This is a genomic window from Allorhizobium borbori, from assembly GCF_014196535.1.
In the GTDB taxonomy this organism is placed as follows: domain Bacteria; phylum Pseudomonadota; class Alphaproteobacteria; order Rhizobiales; family Rhizobiaceae; genus Ectorhizobium; species Ectorhizobium borbori.
In genome coordinates, this window is the sequence record NZ_JACIDU010000004.1 from 17,335 (window position 1) to 36,907 (window position 19,573).

The following is a 19,573-nucleotide window of genomic DNA, read 5'->3' on the forward strand; positions in this document are numbered from 1 at the left end:
GATCGACCCGTCAACGCGTTTGATGAGTGCCACGATGCGCGGCGGCGTAACCGAGCGCCAGGGCAAGCGCCAGGCCAAACGCACTCTCGAAGGCCCTGTCGTAATTCCCCCACCAGCCATAGGTATCCACCGCGAAAAGAACGGCGGCGTAGGCGCCCGCCTGCCAGCCGCAGACGAGGATGCCAGTCATGAAGCCGATGGAGCGGGTGCCGTAGAGCCCGCTGATTGCCGCTATGGCAAGCGGCAGGGCTGCGAACCAGACAAGCCCGGCCGCGGACGCCGCGCCAAGCACGACGACGGGCGTGAGCGGAAGCCACAGCAGGGCGGCAAAGGCTATGGCGCGCAGCAGGAAGACGAGGCTCAACCGCCTGAGCGGCGCGCCGGTTGCGGTCAGCGCCGCACCCGCCACATTGAACAGGTTGAGCAGAAGCAGCGCTGTGACGATGACCTCCACGGCAAGCCCGTGGTCGGACAGGGTGACACCGAGTGTCGCGGAGAAAAGGCCGGTCTGGAAGCCGCTAACCGCCGCGCCGACCACGAGGATCGCCAGAATCAGGCTGCGCCCTTTGATCGTTTCGGGCGCGGGCGGATGACTGGAGGGTGGCGGCAGAAGCAGCGCCAGCGGCGCGATGAGCGCTACGCCGGCGGCAAGCGTCAGCAATGTTGCCCGCGCACCGGCCTCGATCAGCACGCCTTGCACGGCAGGCGTGACGAAAAGCGCGGAAAGTGCTGCGGCAGCGGTGACGATGGCCAGGCGTCGGCGGACGGGGCCGCCCGCAAGCGCCGCGAAGACAACCGGAAAAGTCGTGCCACCGAGACCGATGCCAGCGAGAACGCCGCCGCCGAGAATGACGGCGGACGAATGCGACGCGGTGGCCAGCAGAACCAGCCCGCTCGCATAAAGAAGGGCGGCAAGAGCAGCCACAAGCCGTGCATGGCCGCGATCGGCAAGCAGGCCGGCGAGGATGGCAGAGACGCCCCAGACGAGAAGCTGGACATTCTGCATGAGCGCGAAGCTTTCCCGCTCGATACCGACGGCCATGAGATAGGGCGGCAGAAGATAGGGCATCGCCGCGCGTGGCGCGAAGGCGAGAAAAAGCATCAGCGCTCCGGCTGTCACCGCAAGGGGTTTGCCGCCCATGGTCCCTTTCGCTTCTCCGCCTTCGATCCCGCGTGCCTTCCTATCCATACAGGATGAAAAGATGAAGTGTCAGGCTGTCGCACCGGTTCACCGGCGCTTGAACGCCCAACCCTCCGGCCGGGTTTCCAGCACGGTCACGGCATCGCCCAGTTTCAGCACGCCTTCGCCGCGCGGCACGGCATTCCAGCCGAACAACGGGCCGGGAACGCGCCGGTCGGCGGACATGCGGATGCGGCCCATGGCCTTCATCGGGCTTGCGCCTTCGCGCGAACCGGTCTGCTGGTCCTGTGTGGTCATGATGCAGCGGGCACAGGGCTTGACGAGATCGAAGCGCATACCGCCGATTTCAAGGGCGGCCCAATGGTCTTCGGCAAAGGCTTCCGCGCCATCGATGACGACGTTGGGGCGGAAGCGGTCCATGCCTACGGGTTCCTCGCCATGCGCTGCCATGTCGGCGTTGAGCGCCGCCAGCGAGGCGGTGTTCGTGATCAGGATCTGAAACCCGTCGGCGAAGGTCACGGGCGTTTCTTCGCCTGCCCATTCACGGCTCGCCGTGCGCCGGGCATCGCCATCGAAGTAGACGAGGATGGCGTCGCGGCCGAGCCATGAGGAAAGCGCGGCATTGGTGGCATCGTCGGCCAGCGCGGCGCTGACGATGTTCTTCCACACCGCCACATCCTTGCGGGTGGCAAAACCCGAGAGGGGAGCCTCATGCCGCGCAGCGCCCATCGCCAGATGCAGTACGCCGCCCGCAACGTGCGCTTCCACCTGCGCCAGCGCCGGCAGCTCGCGCTGTGTGATGAAGTGGCCGGAGGGATCGGCCAGCATGAAGCGACGGTCACCGGCGAGACCGAAGGCATCCACCGGGCTTTCGGGAAGCGCAATGCCGCGTCCGCTTTTCAAGGGATAGATCGAGAGGTTTGAGACCTGCATGGGCGTGCCCCTTGTTGTGTCAGATTTCGTCGAGAAACTGCTCGTAGATCGTCACGAGCCGTGCGTGCCTTTCCTTCGCCATAGCCTGTCCGGTCGCCGTTTTGAACCCCTCGGCCAGCGTGAACAGCTTGGCGGGGAAATGGTCTATGGCAAAGGCGCGGTCATCGAGCGCGCGGTCTTTCGCCAGCGGATCGGCGGCATCGTACAGGGAGGAGCCCATGCGCCCGGCGGTATAGAAACAGCGCGCCGCCCCCACAGCGCCGATGGCATCCAGCCGGTCGGCATCCTGAAGGATCTTCGCCTCCAGCGTTTCCGGCTCACGGCCCGCCGAAAAACTGTGGGTGAGGATGGCGTGGTAGACGCCGGCGCAATCCACGCCCCGCCAGCCAAGCCGGTCGAGAATGCCGGCGGCCTTCTCGGCGGCAAGGCGCGAGGCTTCGGCCCTTAGCGGTGAATTCTTCTCCACAGCCACGCAATCATGCAGAAGAACGGCGGCGGCCAGAATAAGCCCGTTGCCGCCTTCCTGTTCGTGGATGCGCAGCGCATTGCGGAAGACGCGGGCGATGTGGGCAAGATCGTGCGAGCCGTCCGTGGTGCCGTCGAGATGCGGCAGCAGGACTTCCGCGAGGTCTGCATGGGGTGCGAAACGGGCGGCGTCAGTGGCGTGGGACATTGGGCTTTCCTTCCTGCACTGACCGGGTTTAGCGATGTGGACCAGGGAGGGCAAACGAATATCCGCGTGAATGCACCTTGCAAACCGTCACAAAACTTTCTAAATCAATGCGACCGGCCCCTGCCGGTTTTCTTTGGGTACACTTATACTCACATTGAGCATAAGTGTTGAGGTCGCGGGGAGCGACCTGGAGGGAGACGGAAATGGCTGGTCATTCGGCAGTGCGCGCCGCAGTGGGCGTTGATCTTTCGGCAGCGGAGCGGTTCGGCATTTTGCCTCGCCCCGATCTCGCCTTCACGCCGGCGGTGGCGAAGGAAACGGCGCCGCTTTACGAGCGGGTGAAGCATTTCATTCCCGAAATCGAATGGCCGGTCTACGCCCCCTATGTTCACGCCATCAACCGGCTGAAGAAGGAGCGCAATGCGGTCATCCTCGCTCATAACTACCAGACGCCGGATATCTTCCATTGCGTCTCCGACATCGTGGGCGATTCGCTCCAGCTTGCCCGTGACGCCACGAAGGTCGAGGCCGAGATCATCATCCAGTGCGGCGTGCATTTCATGGCCGAAACCTCGAAGCTGCTGAATCCGGAGAAGACCATCCTCATTCCCGATAGCCGCGCCGGCTGCTCGCTGTCGGAATCGATCACGGGCGCGGATGTGCGCGAACTGAAGCGCCGCTATCCCGGCGTTCCGGTGGTGACCTATGTCAACACCTCTGCCGATGTGAAGGCGGAAACGGACATTTGCTGCACCTCGGCCAATGCCGTGGATGTGGTGGAAAGCCTGGACTCCGATACGGTGCTGTGCATTCCCGACGAGTATCTGGCGATGAATGTCGCGCGCCGCACCAACAAGAAGATCCTTACCTGGGCGGGCCATTGCGAAGTGCACGAGCGCTTTACCGCGGATGAGCTTCTGGCCTACCGCGAAGCCGATCCGACCATCGAGATTGTCGCGCACCCCGAATGCCATCCGAGCGTGCTCGACGTTTCCGACTATTCCGGCTCGACGGCGGGCATGATCAACTACGTCAAGACGAAGAAGCCGGCGCGTGTGCTGCTCGTCACGGAATGCTCCATGGCTTCCAACATCCAGTCGGAGGTGGAGGGCGTCGATTTCGTCAAACCGTGCAATCTCTGTCCGCACATGAAGCGCATCACGCTGCCGAAGATCCTCGACAGCCTGCTGTTCATGACGGAGGAGGTGAAGGTCGATCCCGCGATTGCAGGCCCCGCGCGGCTTGCCGTTGAGCGCATGATCAACCTCAAGGCCTGACGAAATCGAGTGAAAAGACCCGCGCGTTCGAGGAGGATGGCATGGCAATTTCAAACAGAGTGGCGACCCCGCAAAGCCTTGGCGGCATCGATGATGTCGTGATCGTCGGTGGCGGGCTTGCCGGGCTTTTCTGCGCCTTGCGGCTTAGCCCGATGCCGGTCACCGTGCTGGCGGCGGCACCCATCGGGCAGGGGGCCTCGTCCGCCTGGGCACAGGGCGGCATTGCCGCCGCCATGAGCGAGGGCGACACCTTCGGCAAGCATCTGGCCGATACGCTGGCCGCCGGTGCCGGCATTGTCGATCCGAAGATCGCCATGCTGACGATTTCGGAAGGGCCGGATCGCATCCGTGATCTTCTGGCCTATGGCGTGCCTTTCGACCGCGATCTGGAAGGTCATCTCGTGCTGTCGCGGGAGGCGGCCCATTCCGAACGCCGCATCGTGCGTGTCAAGGGTGACATGGCCGGCCGCGCCATCATGGAAGCGCTGATTGCCGCCGTGCGTAACACGCCGACCATCCGCGTGATGGAAGGCTATGTCGTGGAAGACCTGGTGCGCGAGGGCAAGGTGGTGACGGGCGTCATCGCAAGACCCGATGCCGGCCAGTCCAAGGCGCGCATCGTGTTTCCCGCCCGCTCCGTCGTGCTTTGTTCCGGCGGCGTCGGTCATCTCTATGCCGTCACCACCAATCCGGCGGAAGCCAAGGGGCAGGGACTCGGCATGGCGGCCCGCGCCGGCGCGGTCATTGCCGATCCTGAATTCGTGCAGTTCCATCCGACCGCCATCGATATCGGCCGCGATCCCGCGCCGCTTGCCACCGAGGCGCTGCGCGGCGATGGCGCGACGCTGATTAACAACGCCGGCGAACGGTTCATGACGGCGATCCACGCGGATGCGGAACTGGCGCCGCGCGACATTGTTGCCCGCGGTGTCTTCGCCGAGGTCAAGGCCGGGCGCGGTGCGTTTCTCGATTGCCGCAAGGCGGTGGGCAAGCACTTCCCCGAGGCCTTCCCCACGGTCTATGCCTCCTGCATGGCGGCTGGCATTGATCCGGTCACGCAGCCGATTCCCGTGGTTCCGGCTGTGCACTATCACATGGGCGGGCTGATGGTGGATGCGGATGGCCGCACTTCGCTCGATGGTCTTTGGGCGGCAGGCGAAGTCGCCTCGACCGGCCTGCACGGCGCCAATCGCCTTGCCTCCAACTCATTGCTGGAAGCCGTGGTCTTTGCCGCCCGCATCGCCGAAAGCATCAAGGGGCTCATTCCGCAGAACGGTCTTCGCGCCTGGCCGAAGAATGCCGACGAGAACGACGAACTGGTGACGCTGGAAGACAGCCACGAGCTGAAGCAGCTTCGCAAGGTCATGAGCAACGATGTCGGTGTGATCCGCGATGCCGCAAGCCTCACGCACGCGCTGCGCGAAATCCGCCGGCTGGAGCATGAAAATCCGCGCCTGCGCTTCATGAACATCGTCGCCGCCGCCAAGCTCATTGCCGTGGCGGCCCATGACCGGCTGGAAAGCCGGGGCGGTCATTTCCGCTCCGACCACCCCGAGCCGCAGGAGGTTCTGCGCCGCCGCACGTTCCTGACACTTTCGCAGGCGGAAAAACGGGCGGCGGAAATCGCGGCGTTGTGAGGGGGCGTGCCACAGGGTTTTCTCCGCCTTTGTGACAAAGCAAGCGCCCGGGAATTTGAGCGAATTCGGCTTCGTCCCTTCTGCCCGAGGGAGAGGGGACGAAACGGCAAAGTCCTGCCATGTTCGAATGCCCCGTTTCGGGGTGGCGGCAGGCCGGAGGAAGCCTGCCCAAACGTGATCAGAAGAGGAATGCACCATGACCGTCACACCGCTTCGCCCGACGCTGCTCGCCATCATGGTGGAGGATCAGGTGCGTGCCGCCCTTCAGGAGGATCTGGGCCGCGCCGGCGACATTACCACCTATGCCACCATCGCCCCGTCGCTGATGGCCGAGGCGCGGGTCAATACGCGGCAGGAGGGCATCGTCGCCGGCATGGAGCTTGCCCGCACCGCCTTCCGGCTGGTCGATCCCGCCGTGGTTTTTGACGCGCATATGGAGGATGGCGATCGGGTAAAGCCGGGCGACGCGCTGATTACGGTGAACGGCCCGGCGCGTTCGGTGCTTTCGGCCGAGCGGGTGGCGCTGAACTTCCTCATGCACCTTTCCGGCATTGCCACGCTGACGGCGCGCTACGCTGCGGAGATTGCCCATACACCCGCGAAAGTCACCTGCACGCGCAAGACGCTGCCCGGCCTGCGTGCGCTGGCGAAATACGCCGTGCGTCTCGGCGGTGCGTCGAACCACCGCTACGGGCTGGATGATGCCGTGCTCATCAAGGACAACCACATTGCCGTTTCGGGCGGCGTGGCCAGTGCGGTTCGTGCGGCGCGCGCCTATTGCGGCCACCTTGTCAAGATTGAGGTGGAGGTCGACGGTCTCGACCAGATGCGCGAGGCGCTGACGGCTTCCCCGGACGTGATCCTGCTCGACAATATGGGGCCGGAGCGCCTGCGCGAGGCCGTCGAGATCAACCGCCTTGCCGCCGGCCTCTCGCCGGAAGCCTATCGGAATGCACCGAACCGGGTGAAGCTGGAAGCCTCCGGCAATGTGGATTTGACGACAATCAAGGCAATCGCCGAAAGCGGAATCGACTACATCTCGACCTCGAAGATAACCATGGCCGCGCCGACGCTTGATGTCGGTCTGGATGTCGTTACGCGGTGATGCAATTTTTGGCTGCGTATGCGTAAAATGTGGAATATTAGCTTATAAAATAGCCATAACGAATAAATGACTAGTTTATATGCAATTTTGTCTTGCGTGTACGGTCCAACCTGTCTTGAATGGTCCTCATCAGATCAAACAATCCGACAGGGGGATTTCAGACAATGTTGAAGCGCAGAACCTTCACGGGGATGGTTGCGGCGGCGGCCATGGGGCTTGCCGGTGGCCTTTTCACCGCGGCCGCCCCGGCGCACGCCGAAACGGCGATCAAGTTCACGCTTGACTGGAAGTTCGAAGGTCCGGCTGCCGGTTTCCTGCTGGCGCTCGACAAGGGGTACTTCAAGGCCGAGGGGCTCGACGTCACCATCGACAGCGGCAACGGCTCGGTTGAGGCCATTCCGCGCGTCGCCACCGGGGCCTATCAACTCGGCTTCGGTGATATCAACTCGGTGATCCAGTTCCTCGACAAGGACCCGAGCCAGAAGGTCAAGGCCGTGATGATGGTCTATGAGCGCCCGACCTTCGCCGTCGTCGGTCGCAAGTCGCTTGGCATCACCACTGATCCGAAGTCGTTGGAAGGCAAGAAGCTCGGCGCGCCGCCGCCGGATGGCGCCTTCGCCCAGTGGAAGGCCTTCAAGCAGGTTGCCGGTATCGATGACAGCAAGATCACCATCGAATCCATCGGCTTCCCGGTGCGCGAGCCGATGCTGGCCAAGGGCGATGTGGATGCCGTGTTCGGCTTCTCCTTTTCGGTCGTCTTGAACCTCAAGAAGCAGGGCATCAAGGATGAGGATATCTCGACCATCCTGATGGCCGAGCATGGCCTGAACCTCTATGGCAACTCGGTTCTGGTGAACACGGACTTCGCCGAAAAGAACCCGGAAGCCGTCAAGGGCTTCCTCAAGGCGCTCGCCAAGGGCTTCGCCGATGCTGTCGCCGACCCGAAGGCCGGTGCCGAGGCCGTTCTCAAGCGCAACGAAACGCTGAACGCTGGTGTCGAGGAAGAGCGGCTGAAGATGGCCATCGCCCAGAACATCAAGACGCCTTACGTCGTTGAGAACGGCTTCGGCGGCGTCGACCCGGCGCGTCTCGCCGCTTCGCTGGAAACCCTGAAGATTTCCATGGGTCTCAAGGGCAATGTCACGGCGGACCGCGTCTTTGATGCGAGCTACCTGCCGCCCAAGGCGGAGCGGATGCTTCCCTGATCCCTCGACTGAACGAGCCCCGGCCCTGGCCGGGGCTTTTCTCAAAGAGCGAAGTCCGCATGATGCGGCCGCTGTTTCAGGGAGAATTGCCTGTGGCAAACCTGGTTTCCATTGAAAATGTCGATATGCGCTATGGCGGCGCGGCGGGCACGCTGGCCGTTTCCGGCCTGAACCTGACCGTGGCGAAGGGCGAGTTCGCCGCCGTCGTCGGCCCGTCGGGCTGCGGCAAGTCCACGCTGATGAAGCTGGTCACCGGCCTGCACATTCCCCAGAAGGGCAATGTCATCGTTGCAGAGAAGCAGGTCACGGAACCCGTTTCCATCGTCGGAATGGCATTCCAGAACCCGACCATGCTGCCGTGGCGCACGACGCTCGAAAACATCCTCCTGCCGCTCGAAATCGTGGAGAAGCACCGCAAGCGCCTGCGCACCCACAAGAAGGAGTATATCGAAAAGGCCGAGCGGTTGCTTGAGATCGTCGGTCTCAAGGGCTTCGGATCGAAATTCCCGTGGCAGCTTTCCGGTGGCATGCAGCAGCGCGCCAATCTTTGCCGCGCGCTGATCCACGAGCCGGAACTCCTGATGCTGGACGAGCCCTTCGGCGCGCTTGATGCCTTCACCCGCGAGGAACTGTGGTGCGTCATCCGCGACCTGCACGCTGCACAGGGGGTGACGATCATCCTCGTCACCCACGATCTGCGCGAAGCCGTGTTCCTGGCCGACAAGATTTTCGTCATGTCCTCGCGTCCGGGCCGGGTTCTGGCGGAACATCAGGTGCCGTTCGCGCGTCCGCGGGACATCAACCTCACCTATGAAACGGCCTTCAACGACATGGTGCACAAACTGCACGCCGAAATCGCCAATGCGAGGGTTGCCGCATGACCGTCTTCGTCGAACCCGTCGATCCCGAAATCCTCGCCCGTGTCGAGGAAAACGACCGCCGCATTGCCGAGGCACTGGCAGGCAAGCGCCCGCTGCTCGAGCGCATCGACTGGGTGCGGGCGGCACCCGTGCTGTACACGCTGGCGCTCTTCGCCTTCTGGGAACTGTTCGTTCTGGCGCTCGACATGCCGGAAACCATCCTGCCGTCGCCGATGAAGGTGTTTCAGGCAATTGGCGAATACTGGTCACCGATCTGGAAGAACTCGCTCCAGACGCTCTACACCACCACTTTCGGCTTCATCATCGCTGTCATTGCCGGCCTGCTGCTGGGCCTGTTCATCGGCTGGTCGAAGACGATCTATGCGGGGCTTTATCCGCTGATGATCGGCTTCAACGCCATTCCGAAGGTGGCGCTGGTTCCGATCCTCGTCATCTGGTTCGGCATCGGCACCATTCCGGCGGTTCTGACGGCCTTCCTCATCTCCTTCTTCCCCATTGTCGTGAACGTCGCGACAGGTCTCGCCACCATCGAGCCTGAAACCGAGGACGTGCTGCGGGCGCTGGGTGCGAAGAAGATGGACATCATGCTGAAGGTCGGCATTCCGCGCTCCATGCCCTATTTCTTCGGCTCGCTGAAGATCGCTATCACGCTCGCCTTCGTCGGCTCCGTGGTGTCGGAAACGGTCGCCTCGAATTATGGTCTCGGCAACATGATGAGTTCGGCCCAGAGCCAGTTCAACGTGCCGCTGGTCTTCGCCGGCCTTCTCATGCTCGCCATCGAAGGCATCGCCATGTATGCGCTCATGGCCTGGCTCGAACGCCGCATGACGGGCTGGGCGCATCGCTCCACCATGGGGCAGTAAGCTTCCCGCATCGCGATGAAAGCAGGGCGGCGTCCTTCGGGACGTCGCCTTTTTCGTGGGCTGGCTTTCGCGGAAAACGTAAACGAACACTTAAATCTGATTCGTGGGAAAATTTCACACGTAAATATCACCCATGATTCCTGCTCTTTGACGGAGGCAGGAAGGTGGCCTAGCGTGTTCCTGCCGCGGTCAGAGCGGCCCGACGTTCGATTGAGCGAGATGTCGGTTCCGGTCCGGGCCGATCTGCTTTCCGCCCCTCTGGATGTGTTTTCGCCAGCGTACTGCGTTTCCCAAAACACCTTGAAAACAGGGAGCCCTGTATGACTAGCGTCACATCGCTTTCCGGATACAGTTACAGCACAAGCTACAAGTCCAGCCTCGACAAGAACGGCGATGGTGTCGTTTCCGCCGATGAACTGGCCTCCGGCCAGACCTCTTCCGGCAGCAGTTCGGCGTCCACCGCATCGACGTCCTCCAGCTCATCGGTCCTGTCGACCGGCGAGGTTGCCGGCACCTCCGCCCTCGACAAGCTGTCTACGCTCATCAATTCCATCCTGATGCAGATGACGAGCGGCGAGAGCCAGCCGCAGCCCGGTGATAAGGGTGACTTCTTCACCAGCCTCGATGCCGATGGCGACGGGATGCTGACGGAAGCCGAATTCTCTGCCGGCAAACCCGAAGAGGTGAGCGACGACCAATCCGCTTCGCTCTTTACCAAGCTGGATGCCGATGGTGATGGTTCGGTGAGCACGCAAGAGCTTGCCGCCATGCGCCCGGAGGGGCCGCCACCCCCGCCACCCGGTCGTGAAACCGCCACCGGCGATGACAGTGAAACGAGCCTGACGGATCTTCTCGAACAGTTGAAGAGCGTCATCGCCAACTATCTTGAAAACCTCGAAGATACCGGGGAAGAACAGACGGTTCTGCTGACGGCCTGAAGCCGATCCATCCGGTGCTCATCACGCTCCGGCCCGGATGGTGAAGTCCTTGCCGCACAGGCGTCAGCCCGCGCCGCTCCCTCCGGGGGCGGCGCTTTCCGTTCGGGATTTAGCGCGCGCCGAACTTCAGGCCCGGGGCGGAGCGCTCCTCCAAAATCTGGCGGCGGAAACGGAAGAGGGCAGCGGGCCGCCCGCCGGTTGCCGCTGTCGCTTCGCCGGTCGGCTCCACCAGCTCGGCGCCTTCCACCAGTCGGCGGAAATTCTGCTTGTGCAGGTGACGGCCGGAAATGGCTTCCACGGTTGCCTGCAACTCGGTGAGGGTGAAATCCGGCGGCATCAACTCGAAGATCACCGGACGATATTTGATCTTGGCGCGCAGCCTCGCCAGCGCGGTGGCGGCGATCCGGCGGTGATCGAAGCGCATGGCGACGCCGAGCGGAGCCGCAAGGCCGGTTGTCTCGACACGCCCGTCCGCCACCGCTTCCTCGACCAGCCCGGCCTCGTAGAGCAGCTCGTAGCGCTCCAGCGCCCGCTCCTCGTCAAAGGGCAGGTCCGCTTCGCCAAAGGCGAGCTTGAGCCGCAGGCGCCGCGCGGAAACCTCACCGGCAGGAGCATGTGCCACCCAGTGCTGAAGCGCAGGCAGCAACACGCGGTCGATCAGCACCGGCCGCCCGCCGCGCCAGTCTTCCCAAGGCAGAAATCCATACCAGTCGCGCCAGTGCGCGCCGCTCGCTTCCAGCCGGGCCGCGCCATCGCGGTCGGTGCGGGTCAGCGCCAGATAGCCGACGGAAACGAGATGCGGCCCCTTTTCACCGGGAACGCGCTGCCGTCCCCGGTCGCCGAAGGTGTAGAGTTGCTCGATATAGCCGAGGCCGAGCGCCGCCTGTCGCTCGACGGTGTCACGTAGCGACATCTCCATGGTGCGATGAACCGTGGGGTCGAAGGGGCCGTAGGGCAGGCCCTCCGGCTCGTCCGGCGTTTCGCGCACGACGAGAATGCGCGGTGTGTGATCCGACACGGCGACAATCGCCGCATTGAGGCCGATCTCGACGGAGGTCGGGCGATCACCCATGCGCGTCTCCGCTCGCGGTCAGCGGCAGCACGAAAGGCGCATCGCCATCGGCATCCACGCCACGGCCGATCAGCTTGACGGCGGCGGTCAGCCGCCCGCCGCGCTGAAGCAGGGCATCACCCAGGGCAACGATCCGCTGGTTGGGCGAAGCGTGCGGCGAGGCCTTGCGCAGCCTGAGTGCCAGTTCCTTCTCGTCGGTTTCGGGCGCAATGGCGAGTGCGGCAATCAGCGCTGCCGCCGGCGACCGCGACACTCCCATCCAGCAATGGATGAGCAGCGGTGTCTCCCCGTTCCACGCGCGGGCAAATCCGATCAGCTTTTCCACCTGCGCCTCCTGGGGGCCAATCATGTTGCCGGCCGTGGAGCAGCCGATATCGTGCATGCGCAGAACGAGGTGGCGCTCGGGCGTGATCACGCCTGGCCGATGAAAGTCATGGCCTTCGGAAAGCAACGTCACCATGTCCCGTGCACGGTGGCGGACGGCCATTTCCGCAATGCGCGTCAGTGGCGAAACGACGATGAAGCTCATGAATCAACTCCTGCACGTTCCGCTTCAAGCGCATGGAAACGTTCCAGAAAAAGTCGCTGCGCCTCCTTCGGCGGCAGGGGCGCCATCGGCAATGTCTCGCGGGTAAAGCCGCGCGGCACGCCGAAAAGCCGGCGTGCTTCCTCCACCGTGAAGCCGGCGAGTTCCGTCGCCTCGAAGAAGGCGGAGACGGTATCGGCTTTCTTGATTCGGTCCTTCAACGCCCGGTCGGGATGGGCCGGTAGGCCGAAACGCAGATGGATCGCTGCCTCCAGCCGCTTTTCCACGACCTTGTAGCCGCCGCCGACCACGGCCTTGAAGGGGGAGATCATGTCGCCGATCACGTATTCCGGCGCATCGTGCAGCAGCGCCATCTGGCATTCCAGCGGTGTGGCCTTGCCCAGCCGGCGGAAAATGTCCTCGACGATCAGACTGTGCTGCGCCACGGAAAAGGGATGATCGCCGAAGGTCTGGCCATTCCAGCGGGATACGCGGGCAAGGCCATGGGCAATATCGGAGATTTCTACATCGAGCGGCGAGGGGTCGAGCAGGTCAAGCCGCCTGCCGGAAATCATCCGTTGCCACGCACGCACCACCTTATCGGCCATCGTCAACTCTCGGCGTTGGCGCTGTCGGGAAAGGTCAGGCCGCTCCAGGCGGGGAGTGAAAGCGTCACGGGCACATCACCGGCCAGAATGAGCGCGCCGGAGGCCATGGCTTCGCCGACCCGGTCGATGCGTACGATGGCAAGCGCCTGTGGGCCGATAACGGTGCCGAGCGTGCCGATGGGCTTGCCGCCGGCGGTCAGTTCCGTCCCCGTGGGGGGCAGGGGCGCCGCGGCGGAAACGATAACGGGCCGCTTGCGCGCCGTGCCGCGATGCTTCATGCGCGACACCACTTCCTGTCCGATGAAGCAGCCCTTGCGGAAGCCGACACCCTCGTTCACGTCCATCAACACGTCATGCGGGAAGGCGTCCTGCAGGGCGTAATCGAAACCGGACATGACGATGCCGTGGGCAATGCGCTGGGCGCGATAGGCGCTTTCGGGTCCGTCGCCATGGTGGCCGGGCTTGCGCAGCACGCGCACGCCGGCGGTCAGGAACCGTCCGTCAACGACTGCGCCGTCAACGTCGCCTTCATCCCAGAACACGGTGACGCCTTCTGTGGGCAGGGCTTCGATCGTCACGGCGGCGCGCAGCTTGTAGAGGCTGAGCCGTTTGACGAAGGCTTCGACGTTGGCGTCGTCGATATCGATGAGGAAACTGTCGCCATCCCGCCAGATCAGGAAATCGAAAAGAATCTTGCCCTGTGGCGTGAGCAGTGCGGCGGGGCGCGCCGTGTCGGTTAGCGTGGCGACATCGGTGGTAATCAGGCCCTGCAGAAAATCGGCGCTGTCCTTGCCGGAAACGCGAATCAGTCGGCGGTTGCCGAGAAAGGCTGCGGGCATGTCGGTCATCCTCAATGCTTCGGCTGAGACCGGCGGTCAGTCGCCTGCGGTCAGGAATTTCCAGCGTCCATCGGGCGTCAGGCCGATCTGGAAGAAATTATAGCTTCCATAATCCTGCATGCCCATCAGGTCGCCCGCCGTAACGATACGCAGCAGCTCCACCTTTTCAGGCGCGCTCAGGGACTGGATGTTTTTCTCCGCGAAATACGGCCAGACAAAGACCTCGTCGGGTTCGCCCGGATTGACGTGGGCATAGCCTGCCGTAATCAGGTCGAGGAGGATGGCAAGGATTTCAAGTCCATCGGCGTCGCCGGAAATTGATTTCAGCGCCTCGATCGGATCATCACCGGCTTCCGCCGCAGGGATCTGGGTGCGCTTCTCACCCGTGCCGATCAGGGCGCGCAGTCGCTCGGGATCGCCCGAAACGGCAGCCTCGATGATCTGCTCGCGCATTTTGCGAACCGGCTCGGGAAGCTTGGAAACGTCGTGGGAATATTCGATGGTGGCCGGCGGCTCGTCCTTCTTGGCGTCGCCGCTGGTGGTATTGCCCTTGCCGGGCAATGTGGTCGAGCCGTTCAGGTCAAGACCTGGCGGGTTGCCGGCAGCCTGACCCGGCGTCACCGGATCACCGCCTATCGTCTTCAACTCGGAAAGCGCCAGCGCCGGGCTGGTGGCCAGAACAAGAGCGCCGGTGGCAAAAAGCGCGGCCCTCAGACGGCCCCGCAGGGCAGATGCAGGCACATTCGGCATAAGGATATTCCGGACTTTACTGGATGATGCGTTGTGGCGAGAATTCTCCCGCCAGCATGCGTTCGCGCAGGCTTTCAAGGATGGCTTCCACGCCTTCCTCGCCATGAATGCGGATGCTTTCGCGCATCGCGAGCGCAAAGGCTGCGTCGGCAATGATTTCCGGTTCGATTCCATCTGCCATGCCATCAGCCCAAGCCTCGTTCTGGTACTCCAGCGCAGCCTGCATCTTCTCATGAACAATCATGTCGTCAATGTCGTTGCGGCGTGCTTCCATTACTCGGCCCTCAGGTAATCCACTCATCTCTTACCCATCCGTTAACAAGATTACCAGCCTTTTCCGGAAACGACACGCGCCCCTCGCAAAAGAGGTTAACAAAGCCTTAATTTCCGAAGCGGCTTGTTATTTCTGCAACAAGTGTTGCCGCTTCGGCACGGTAGCGGACCTCCATGGCAAGGGCCGCGGGGGTGCAGGCGGTGTGCACGGCGGCAAAGGCCCGGTAACCGCGGTTGAAGGCGGCGGTCATACGGGCCCGACGTGCCGGCTCTCGCGCGGTATCGGCGTCCAGAATCGATTGCATGTCCGTTCGCCAGGATTCGTCCCTGGCGCCACATAGCGGCCGCAAGTAGGAAAGCGCGCCGATGATCTCCGCAAACCGGGCCAGCGGCCCGTCATAGGGGGCCTCGATATCCTCCACCGCGGGTGGCGCGGTCACAGCCGTAGTGGACCGGCCCTGCGAGTGGGCGGGTGCGCTGACGAGAACGGCCGTGAGGAGAAGGGGCAAGGGGCGCATCATCACCCTTGCCCGTTCAGAAAGGCATCCAGCCGTTCGGCGCATTCCAGCACGCTTGCCGGCACGGGCAGGTCGCGGATTTCCGCCGGCGTGAACCATCCGGCCTCGCCGGCGTCATCCGCCGCCACCGCTTCCTGGTCGGGTGCGGCATCGATCAGGAACACGGACAGGAAGAAATGCGTGCGTCGCGCGGGGGCATCGTTTTCGCCCTTCAGGTCATAGGTGGCGAAGAGGCGGGGATTTCCCGCCCGAATACCGGTTTCCTCGTGAAATTCACGCAGGGCCGTCTGTTCCGGCGTCTCGCCCGGCTCGGCGCGACCGCCCGGAAAGGCGTATAGATCGGCGGCGGGCGGGTTGAGGCGACGGATGAGCAGCAGCTTGCCGTCGCGGATCAGAATGGCGGATGAGGCAGGTTGCGGCTGTAACGACATCGGATTCCACAATTGGTTTGCAGGTGCAAAATGCCCTTGCATTGGTCCCCCTGTCCAGTAACAACAAAAGAGGAACAAGGGAAATCCATCATGCTGAAAACCTACGCCGTGTATGCCGTGGCGGCATTGGGCGAAATTGGCGGTTGCTTCGCCTTCTGGGCCGTGTGGCGCCTCGGCAAGCCGGTCTGGTGGGTAGCGCCTGGCATGGTGGCGCTGGCGATCTTTGCCTATGCGCTGACGCTTGTCGAAAGCGATGCGGCGGGCCGCGCCTATGCAGCCTATGGCGGCATCTATATCGTCGCCTCCCTGCTTTGGCTGCAGTTCGTGGAAGGTCAAACGCCCGACCGGTTCGACGTGATGGGTGGACTCGTCTGTCTCGCGGGCACGGCCATCATCCTGTTTTCGCCGCGCGGTTAGCCTGCCATGTGTGGACGTTTCGCACTCACCGAAAAGCCGGAAGCCGTGGCCGAAACCTTCGGCCTGGCAGAGCTTGAGGGTTTTCCGCCGCGCTACAACATCGCGCCCTCCCAGCCCATCCTGGTCGTCGCCGATGGCGAAGCGCCGGTGCGCGGATCGAACGAAACGGGCCGCAAGGCGCTGCTGGTGCGCTGGGGCTTCGTGCCCGGCTGGGTCAAGGACCCGCGCGAATTCCCGATGCTCATCAATGCCCGTGCCGAAACGGCGGCGGAAAAGCCGTCCTTTCGCGCAGCGATGCGTCATCGCCGCATCCTTGTGCCGGCCAGCGGCTTTTATGAATGGTACAGGAGCGGCGGCAAGGGTGAAAAGAGTGAGCCCTTCTGGCTGCGCCCGCGCTCAGGCGGCCCCGTTGCCTTCGCCGGCCTGATGGAAACCTGGGCTGCGCCGGACGGATCGGAATTCGATTCGGCGGTCATCGTCACCACATCGGCCAACGCCGATCTCAAGCCCATTCACGACCGTATGCCGGTCGTCATCCAGCCGGAAGATTTCTCCCGCTGGCTGGATTGCCGCACGCAGGAACCGCGCGATGTGGCCGATCTGATGCGACCCGCGCCGGAAGGGTTCTTCGAGGCCATTCCCGTGTCCGACAAGGTGAACCGCGTGGCCAATACCGGGCCGGACCTTCTCGAGCGGGTCGAGCGTGAACCGCCGAAGAAGCCGGAAAAGCCCAGGTCCGATGGCGGTGGCCAGCTTTCCTTTTTCTGAAGCGATACCGGCAAAAGAAAACCCCGCGCGGAACACCGGCGCGGGGCTTTGAAACGGGGCGCGCTGAAAGCGGAGAGCCTCAGGCGGCCTTCTTCGGCTTGGCGCCGGCGACCGAGCGCTTCATCATCAAGGCGGCGGCAACAACCGCCTTCAGAGCGACCGGCTGGTAGCTGGGCGCAACGGCCTTGTCTTCGTTAGCCGCGCGAACGGTTTCGTTGGTGGTGGTCATTGGGTGCTTCCTTAGTCGTAGGTCTTTGGTCTGTTGAGGAAGCCTATTGCGCCCAATCGTGACAAAACGGAGGCGGAAAAACACTAAAATCGGTTCGCATAACGGGCGCAAATCACGGGATTTTCCGTCCCGTTGCCTGCGGGAAAACCATTTGTCGCGTCAGGAAAAAAGGAAGAACCGCTCAGAGCGAGCGGTCCATGTCGTTCTCGCCGGCCTGCGGCGCCTCGTCGTGGTCGATCTCGACGGTCAGCGTGCCATATGTCTTATGCCACGAGCGCGCCGAAAACGGCAGAAAGACGAGATAGGCGAGAACCGTGACGACCAGCACCTGCCAGGTATAGCTCATCAACAGTGCCACATAGAGCACGACGGCCAGAAGGCCGGGCAGGACCAGATCGCGACGAATGCGGCTGCCGGACTTGCCGGACCAGACCGGCAGGCGGCTGATGAGCAGGAAGCCGATGAGCACGGTATAGGCGGCGGCGGCATAGCCGAAGGTTGCCGTCTGCGGTACGCCGAGAAAACCGAGATAGACCGGCAGCATAACCAACATTGCGCCCATGGGGGCGGGCACGCCGACGAAATAGGCGGACTGCCATGGCGCTTTAATGTCGCGATCGGCCATCACGTTGAAGCGGGCGAGGCGCAGCGACGCGGCGATGGCGTAGATGAGCGCCGAAATCCAGCCCAGCGAATGGGCCTGGTCAAGCATGAACACATAGACGACGAGGGCAGGGGCGACGCCGAAATTGATGATGTCGGCGAGCGAATCCATCTGCACGCCGAATTTCGACGTGGCCTTGAGCAGACGGGCGACGCGCCCGTCGATGCCATCGAGGAACGCCGCCAGCAGCACCATGCCCACGGCCAGTTCGTAGCGGCTTTCGAAGGCGAGGCGAATACCCGTCAGGCCGGCGCAGATCGCCAGCACGGTAATCATGTTGGGAATGATCAGACGTAGCGGAATTTCGCGAAGGCGGGGGCCACGCGCGCCGTCATCCGCGCCGTTGCCATTGTGCTCCTTGGACGTGACAGGGCTTTCCATGGATCAGTTCCGGCGGCTGATGACCGGGCCCTTGGCCGAGCCGAACTCGGCAATCACGGTCTCGCCGGCAATCGCCGTCTGGCCCACGGACACACGCGGCTGTGCGCTGGCGGGCAGGTAGACGTCGAGGCGCGAGCCGAAGCGGATGAGGCCGAAGCGTTCGCCGGCATCGAGCGGTTCGCTCGGATGCACCCAGCAGACGATGCGGCGCGCCACGAGGCCGGCGATCTGCACCACGCCCACCTTGCCATGGCGGCTGTCGATGACGACGCTGTTGCGTTCGTTGTCGGTCGAGGCCTTGTCCAGTTCGGCGTTGAGAAACAGGCCGTCCTTGTGCTGCACGGAAATGACGCTGCCGCGAACCGGGGCGCGGTTCACATGGCAGTTGAACACGTTCATGAACACGGAAATGCGCAACAGCGGCTCGGAACCGAGATCGAGTTCGGCCGGCGGCACCATGAGTTGCACGGCGGAAACACGGCCATCGGCGGGCGAGATGACGAGATCGTCATCCTGCGGCGTGGCGCGCTGCGGGTCGCGGAAGAAATAGGCGCACCACAGCGTCAGCACGATGCCGACCCAGAACAGCGGTTCTGCGATCCAGCCGATGACGAAGGAGCCGACGAAGAACGCCGCAATGAAGGGGTATCCCTCCTTGTGCACGGGCACCAGCGTATTCTTCACACTGTCGATCAGGCTCATCGATGTCTCCTTCGGTTCGTCCGTTGGACTGTCTGACTATAGAAAAAGCGACGCGCGGGCAATGGATCATCCCGCCACGTCCCCAGAAGCAAGGTTCAAAGGCCGCGGGCGCCGAGCTTTCGCATCGTGTCGAGCCAGTCCCGCCGCTTTGTGTCGCTGGTCGTCTTGATCATGCCGAACAGCGTTTGCCGAACCGGGCCGATGCCCACGAAGCGGAGAATGTTGCGCGTCAGCGTGGCGATTCCGTGGTTCAGGAACCACACACGATAAAGCAGACCGGGCATGCCCATGGTGACGACGACGCGGGCGGAGCGACCCTTGAGCAGCATTTTTCCCCGGTCGTCGCCACTCGGATAGGTGAAGGCAACGCCGGGCCGGATGACCTGTTCGAGAAAACCCTTGAGCAGCGCCGGCATGGTGCCGAGCCACAGCGGAAAGACGATGACGATGTGGCTCGCCCATGAAACCGCCTCTGCCGCTTCGGCCAGCGAGGGGGGAAGTGGCCCGGCCTCGAACTCAGCCTGACTGCGCAGCAGAGGAAAATCGAGGCTGGCGATGTCGATCACCCTCACTTCATGCCCGGCTGTTCTCGCGCCCTCGACATAAGCGGAGGCGAGTGCCCGGCAGAAACGGGCGGGGTCCGGATCGGGATGGCCGATAATCACAAGAATCTGGCGGGGCATGGCAAACCTCCGGAAGCTTCAAGCATTCTATCCGCCGACGGGCGCACGACCTTGACCGG

Annotated in this window: 23 protein-coding genes and 1 pseudogene; 9 read left to right on the forward strand and 15 right to left on the reverse strand. The window is 63.3% G+C overall.

Annotated features, from left to right (window positions below; all coding sequences use genetic code 11):
• Nucleotides 1-10: 10 nt before the first annotated feature.
• From GGQ66_RS05810 to GGQ66_RS05820, 3 genes are all read right to left on the reverse strand, one after another.
• Complete coding sequence (locus tag GGQ66_RS05810; protein ID WP_183790401.1) at nt 11-1,141, reverse strand: MFS transporter; 1,131 nt, start codon at nt 1,139-1,141, stop codon at nt 11-13.
• Nucleotides 1,142-1,228: 87 nt separating this feature from the next.
• Entirely contained in the window at nt 1,229-2,074 is an 846-nt protein-coding gene (locus tag GGQ66_RS05815) for an MOSC domain-containing protein (RefSeq protein ID WP_183790403.1), read from the reverse strand.
• A gap of 19 nt (nt 2,075-2,093) precedes the next feature.
• Nucleotides 2,094-2,747 (reverse strand): HD domain-containing protein, encoded by a 654-nt coding sequence (locus GGQ66_RS05820; RefSeq protein ID WP_183790405.1) that lies wholly within the window; start codon nt 2,745-2,747, stop codon nt 2,094-2,096.
• Nucleotides 2,748-2,950: 203 nt separating this feature from the next.
• On the opposite strand from GGQ66_RS05820, the gene nadA reads away from it, so the two are divergent.
• The 7 genes from nadA to GGQ66_RS05855 all read left to right on the forward strand — a co-directional run bounded on the left by nadA (nt 2,951) and on the right by GGQ66_RS05855 (nt 10,653).
• Nucleotides 2,951-4,024 (forward strand): quinolinate synthase NadA, encoded by a 1,074-nt coding sequence (nadA, locus tag GGQ66_RS05825; protein WP_183790408.1) that lies wholly within the window; start codon nt 2,951-2,953, stop codon nt 4,022-4,024.
• A gap of 41 nt (nt 4,025-4,065) precedes the next feature.
• The gene (locus GGQ66_RS05830; protein WP_183790410.1) at nt 4,066-5,661 is read left to right on the forward strand and encodes an L-aspartate oxidase; all 1,596 of its coding nucleotides are present in this window, start codon (nt 4,066-4,068) and stop codon (nt 5,659-5,661) included.
• Nucleotides 5,662-5,857: 196 nt separating this feature from the next.
• The gene (gene nadC / locus GGQ66_RS05835; RefSeq protein WP_183790412.1) at nt 5,858-6,766 is read left to right on the forward strand and encodes a carboxylating nicotinate-nucleotide diphosphorylase; all 909 of its coding nucleotides are present in this window, start codon (nt 5,858-5,860) and stop codon (nt 6,764-6,766) included.
• A gap of 164 nt (nt 6,767-6,930) precedes the next feature.
• Entirely contained in the window at nt 6,931-7,971 is a 1,041-nt protein-coding gene (locus GGQ66_RS05840; RefSeq protein WP_183790414.1) for an ABC transporter substrate-binding protein, read from the forward strand.
• A 92-nt stretch (nt 7,972-8,063) separates the two neighbouring features.
• A complete protein-coding gene (locus GGQ66_RS05845) occupies nt 8,064-8,852 on the forward strand; it encodes an ABC transporter ATP-binding protein (protein WP_370686299.1) in 789 nt (262 codons plus the stop codon).
• On the forward strand, nt 8,849-9,715 hold the full coding sequence (locus GGQ66_RS05850) for an ABC transporter permease (protein ID WP_183790416.1): 867 nt from the start codon (nt 8,849-8,851) through the stop codon (nt 9,713-9,715). Before GGQ66_RS05845 ends, GGQ66_RS05850 begins: the two co-directional genes overlap by 4 nt.
• A 320-nt stretch (nt 9,716-10,035) precedes the next feature.
• Nucleotides 10,036-10,653 (forward strand): EF-hand domain-containing protein, encoded by a 618-nt coding sequence (locus tag GGQ66_RS05855; protein WP_183790418.1) that lies wholly within the window; start codon nt 10,036-10,038, stop codon nt 10,651-10,653.
• A 109-nt stretch (nt 10,654-10,762) separates the two neighbouring features.
• On the opposite strand, the gene GGQ66_RS05860 is transcribed toward GGQ66_RS05855, so the two are convergent.
• From GGQ66_RS05860 to GGQ66_RS05895, 8 genes are all read right to left on the reverse strand, one after another.
• The gene (locus tag GGQ66_RS05860; protein ID WP_183790420.1) at nt 10,763-11,725 is read right to left on the reverse strand and encodes an NUDIX hydrolase; all 963 of its coding nucleotides are present in this window, start codon (nt 11,723-11,725) and stop codon (nt 10,763-10,765) included.
• Nucleotides 11,718-12,254: a tyrosine phosphatase family protein gene (locus tag GGQ66_RS05865; protein ID WP_183790422.1), complete on the reverse strand. Its 537-nt coding sequence runs from the start codon at nt 12,252-12,254 to the stop codon at nt 11,718-11,720. Before GGQ66_RS05865 ends, GGQ66_RS05860 begins: the two co-directional genes overlap by 8 nt.
• A complete protein-coding gene (locus GGQ66_RS05870) occupies nt 12,251-12,859 on the reverse strand; it encodes an HD domain-containing protein (protein ID WP_183790424.1) in 609 nt (202 codons plus the stop codon). The genes GGQ66_RS05865 and GGQ66_RS05870 overlap by 4 nt, the downstream gene beginning before the upstream one ends.
• Nucleotides 12,860-12,861: 2 nt before the next feature.
• Nucleotides 12,862-13,698 (reverse strand): CAF17-like 4Fe-4S cluster assembly/insertion protein YgfZ, encoded by an 837-nt coding sequence (gene ygfZ / locus GGQ66_RS05875; protein ID WP_183790426.1) that lies wholly within the window; start codon nt 13,696-13,698, stop codon nt 12,862-12,864.
• Nucleotides 13,699-13,734: 36 nt separating this feature from the next.
• The gene (locus tag GGQ66_RS05880; protein ID WP_183790428.1) at nt 13,735-14,448 is read right to left on the reverse strand and encodes a hypothetical protein; all 714 of its coding nucleotides are present in this window, start codon (nt 14,446-14,448) and stop codon (nt 13,735-13,737) included.
• 16 nt (nt 14,449-14,464) lie between these two features.
• Nucleotides 14,465-14,722: a hypothetical protein gene (locus tag GGQ66_RS05885; RefSeq protein ID WP_183790958.1), complete on the reverse strand. Its 258-nt coding sequence runs from the start codon at nt 14,720-14,722 to the stop codon at nt 14,465-14,467.
• Nucleotides 14,723-14,828: 106 nt separating this feature from the next.
• Complete coding sequence (locus GGQ66_RS05890) at nt 14,829-15,239, reverse strand: TIGR02301 family protein (RefSeq protein WP_237358811.1); 411 nt, start codon at nt 15,237-15,239, stop codon at nt 14,829-14,831.
• 2 nt (nt 15,240-15,241) lie between these two features.
• Entirely contained in the window at nt 15,242-15,670 is a 429-nt protein-coding gene (locus GGQ66_RS05895) for an NUDIX hydrolase (RefSeq protein ID WP_183790431.1), read from the reverse strand.
• Between the two features lie 90 nt (nt 15,671-15,760).
• Here GGQ66_RS05895 and GGQ66_RS05900 point away from each other — a divergent pair, with 90 nt between their 5' ends.
• Both GGQ66_RS05900 and GGQ66_RS05905 read left to right on the forward strand, forming a co-directional pair.
• Nucleotides 15,761-16,087, forward strand: a complete 327-nt coding sequence (locus tag GGQ66_RS05900; RefSeq protein WP_183790433.1) for a YnfA family protein — start codon at nt 15,761-15,763, stop codon at nt 16,085-16,087.
• A gap of 6 nt (nt 16,088-16,093) precedes the next feature.
• Nucleotides 16,094-16,855 carry an SOS response-associated peptidase gene (locus GGQ66_RS05905; RefSeq protein ID WP_183790435.1) on the forward strand — a complete coding sequence of 254 codons (762 nt, stop codon included), beginning with the start codon at nt 16,094-16,096 and terminating at the stop codon, nt 16,853-16,855.
• A 79-nt stretch (nt 16,856-16,934) separates the two neighbouring features.
• Here the strand turns inward: GGQ66_RS05905 and GGQ66_RS05910 are convergent, their stop codons facing one another.
• The 4 genes and pseudogenes from GGQ66_RS05910 to GGQ66_RS05925 form a co-directional block, all read right to left on the reverse strand.
• Nucleotides 16,935-17,084: a hypothetical protein gene (locus GGQ66_RS05910; RefSeq protein ID WP_183790437.1), complete on the reverse strand. Its 150-nt coding sequence runs from the start codon at nt 17,082-17,084 to the stop codon at nt 16,935-16,937.
• A 181-nt stretch (nt 17,085-17,265) separates the two neighbouring features.
• Nucleotides 17,266-18,129 carry a CDP-diacylglycerol--serine O-phosphatidyltransferase gene (gene pssA / locus GGQ66_RS05915; RefSeq protein ID WP_183790438.1) on the reverse strand — a complete coding sequence of 288 codons (864 nt, stop codon included), beginning with the start codon at nt 18,127-18,129 and terminating at the stop codon, nt 17,266-17,268.
• Between the two features lie 3 nt (nt 18,130-18,132).
• Nucleotides 18,133-18,843, reverse strand: a pseudogene (locus GGQ66_RS05920) (phosphatidylserine decarboxylase); the annotation flags it as partial.
• An 83-nt stretch (nt 18,844-18,926) separates the two neighbouring features.
• Nucleotides 18,927-19,514 carry an NAD(P)H-dependent oxidoreductase gene (locus tag GGQ66_RS05925; RefSeq protein WP_183790442.1) on the reverse strand — a complete coding sequence of 196 codons (588 nt, stop codon included), beginning with the start codon at nt 19,512-19,514 and terminating at the stop codon, nt 18,927-18,929.
• Nucleotides 19,515-19,573: the final 59 nt, after the last annotated feature.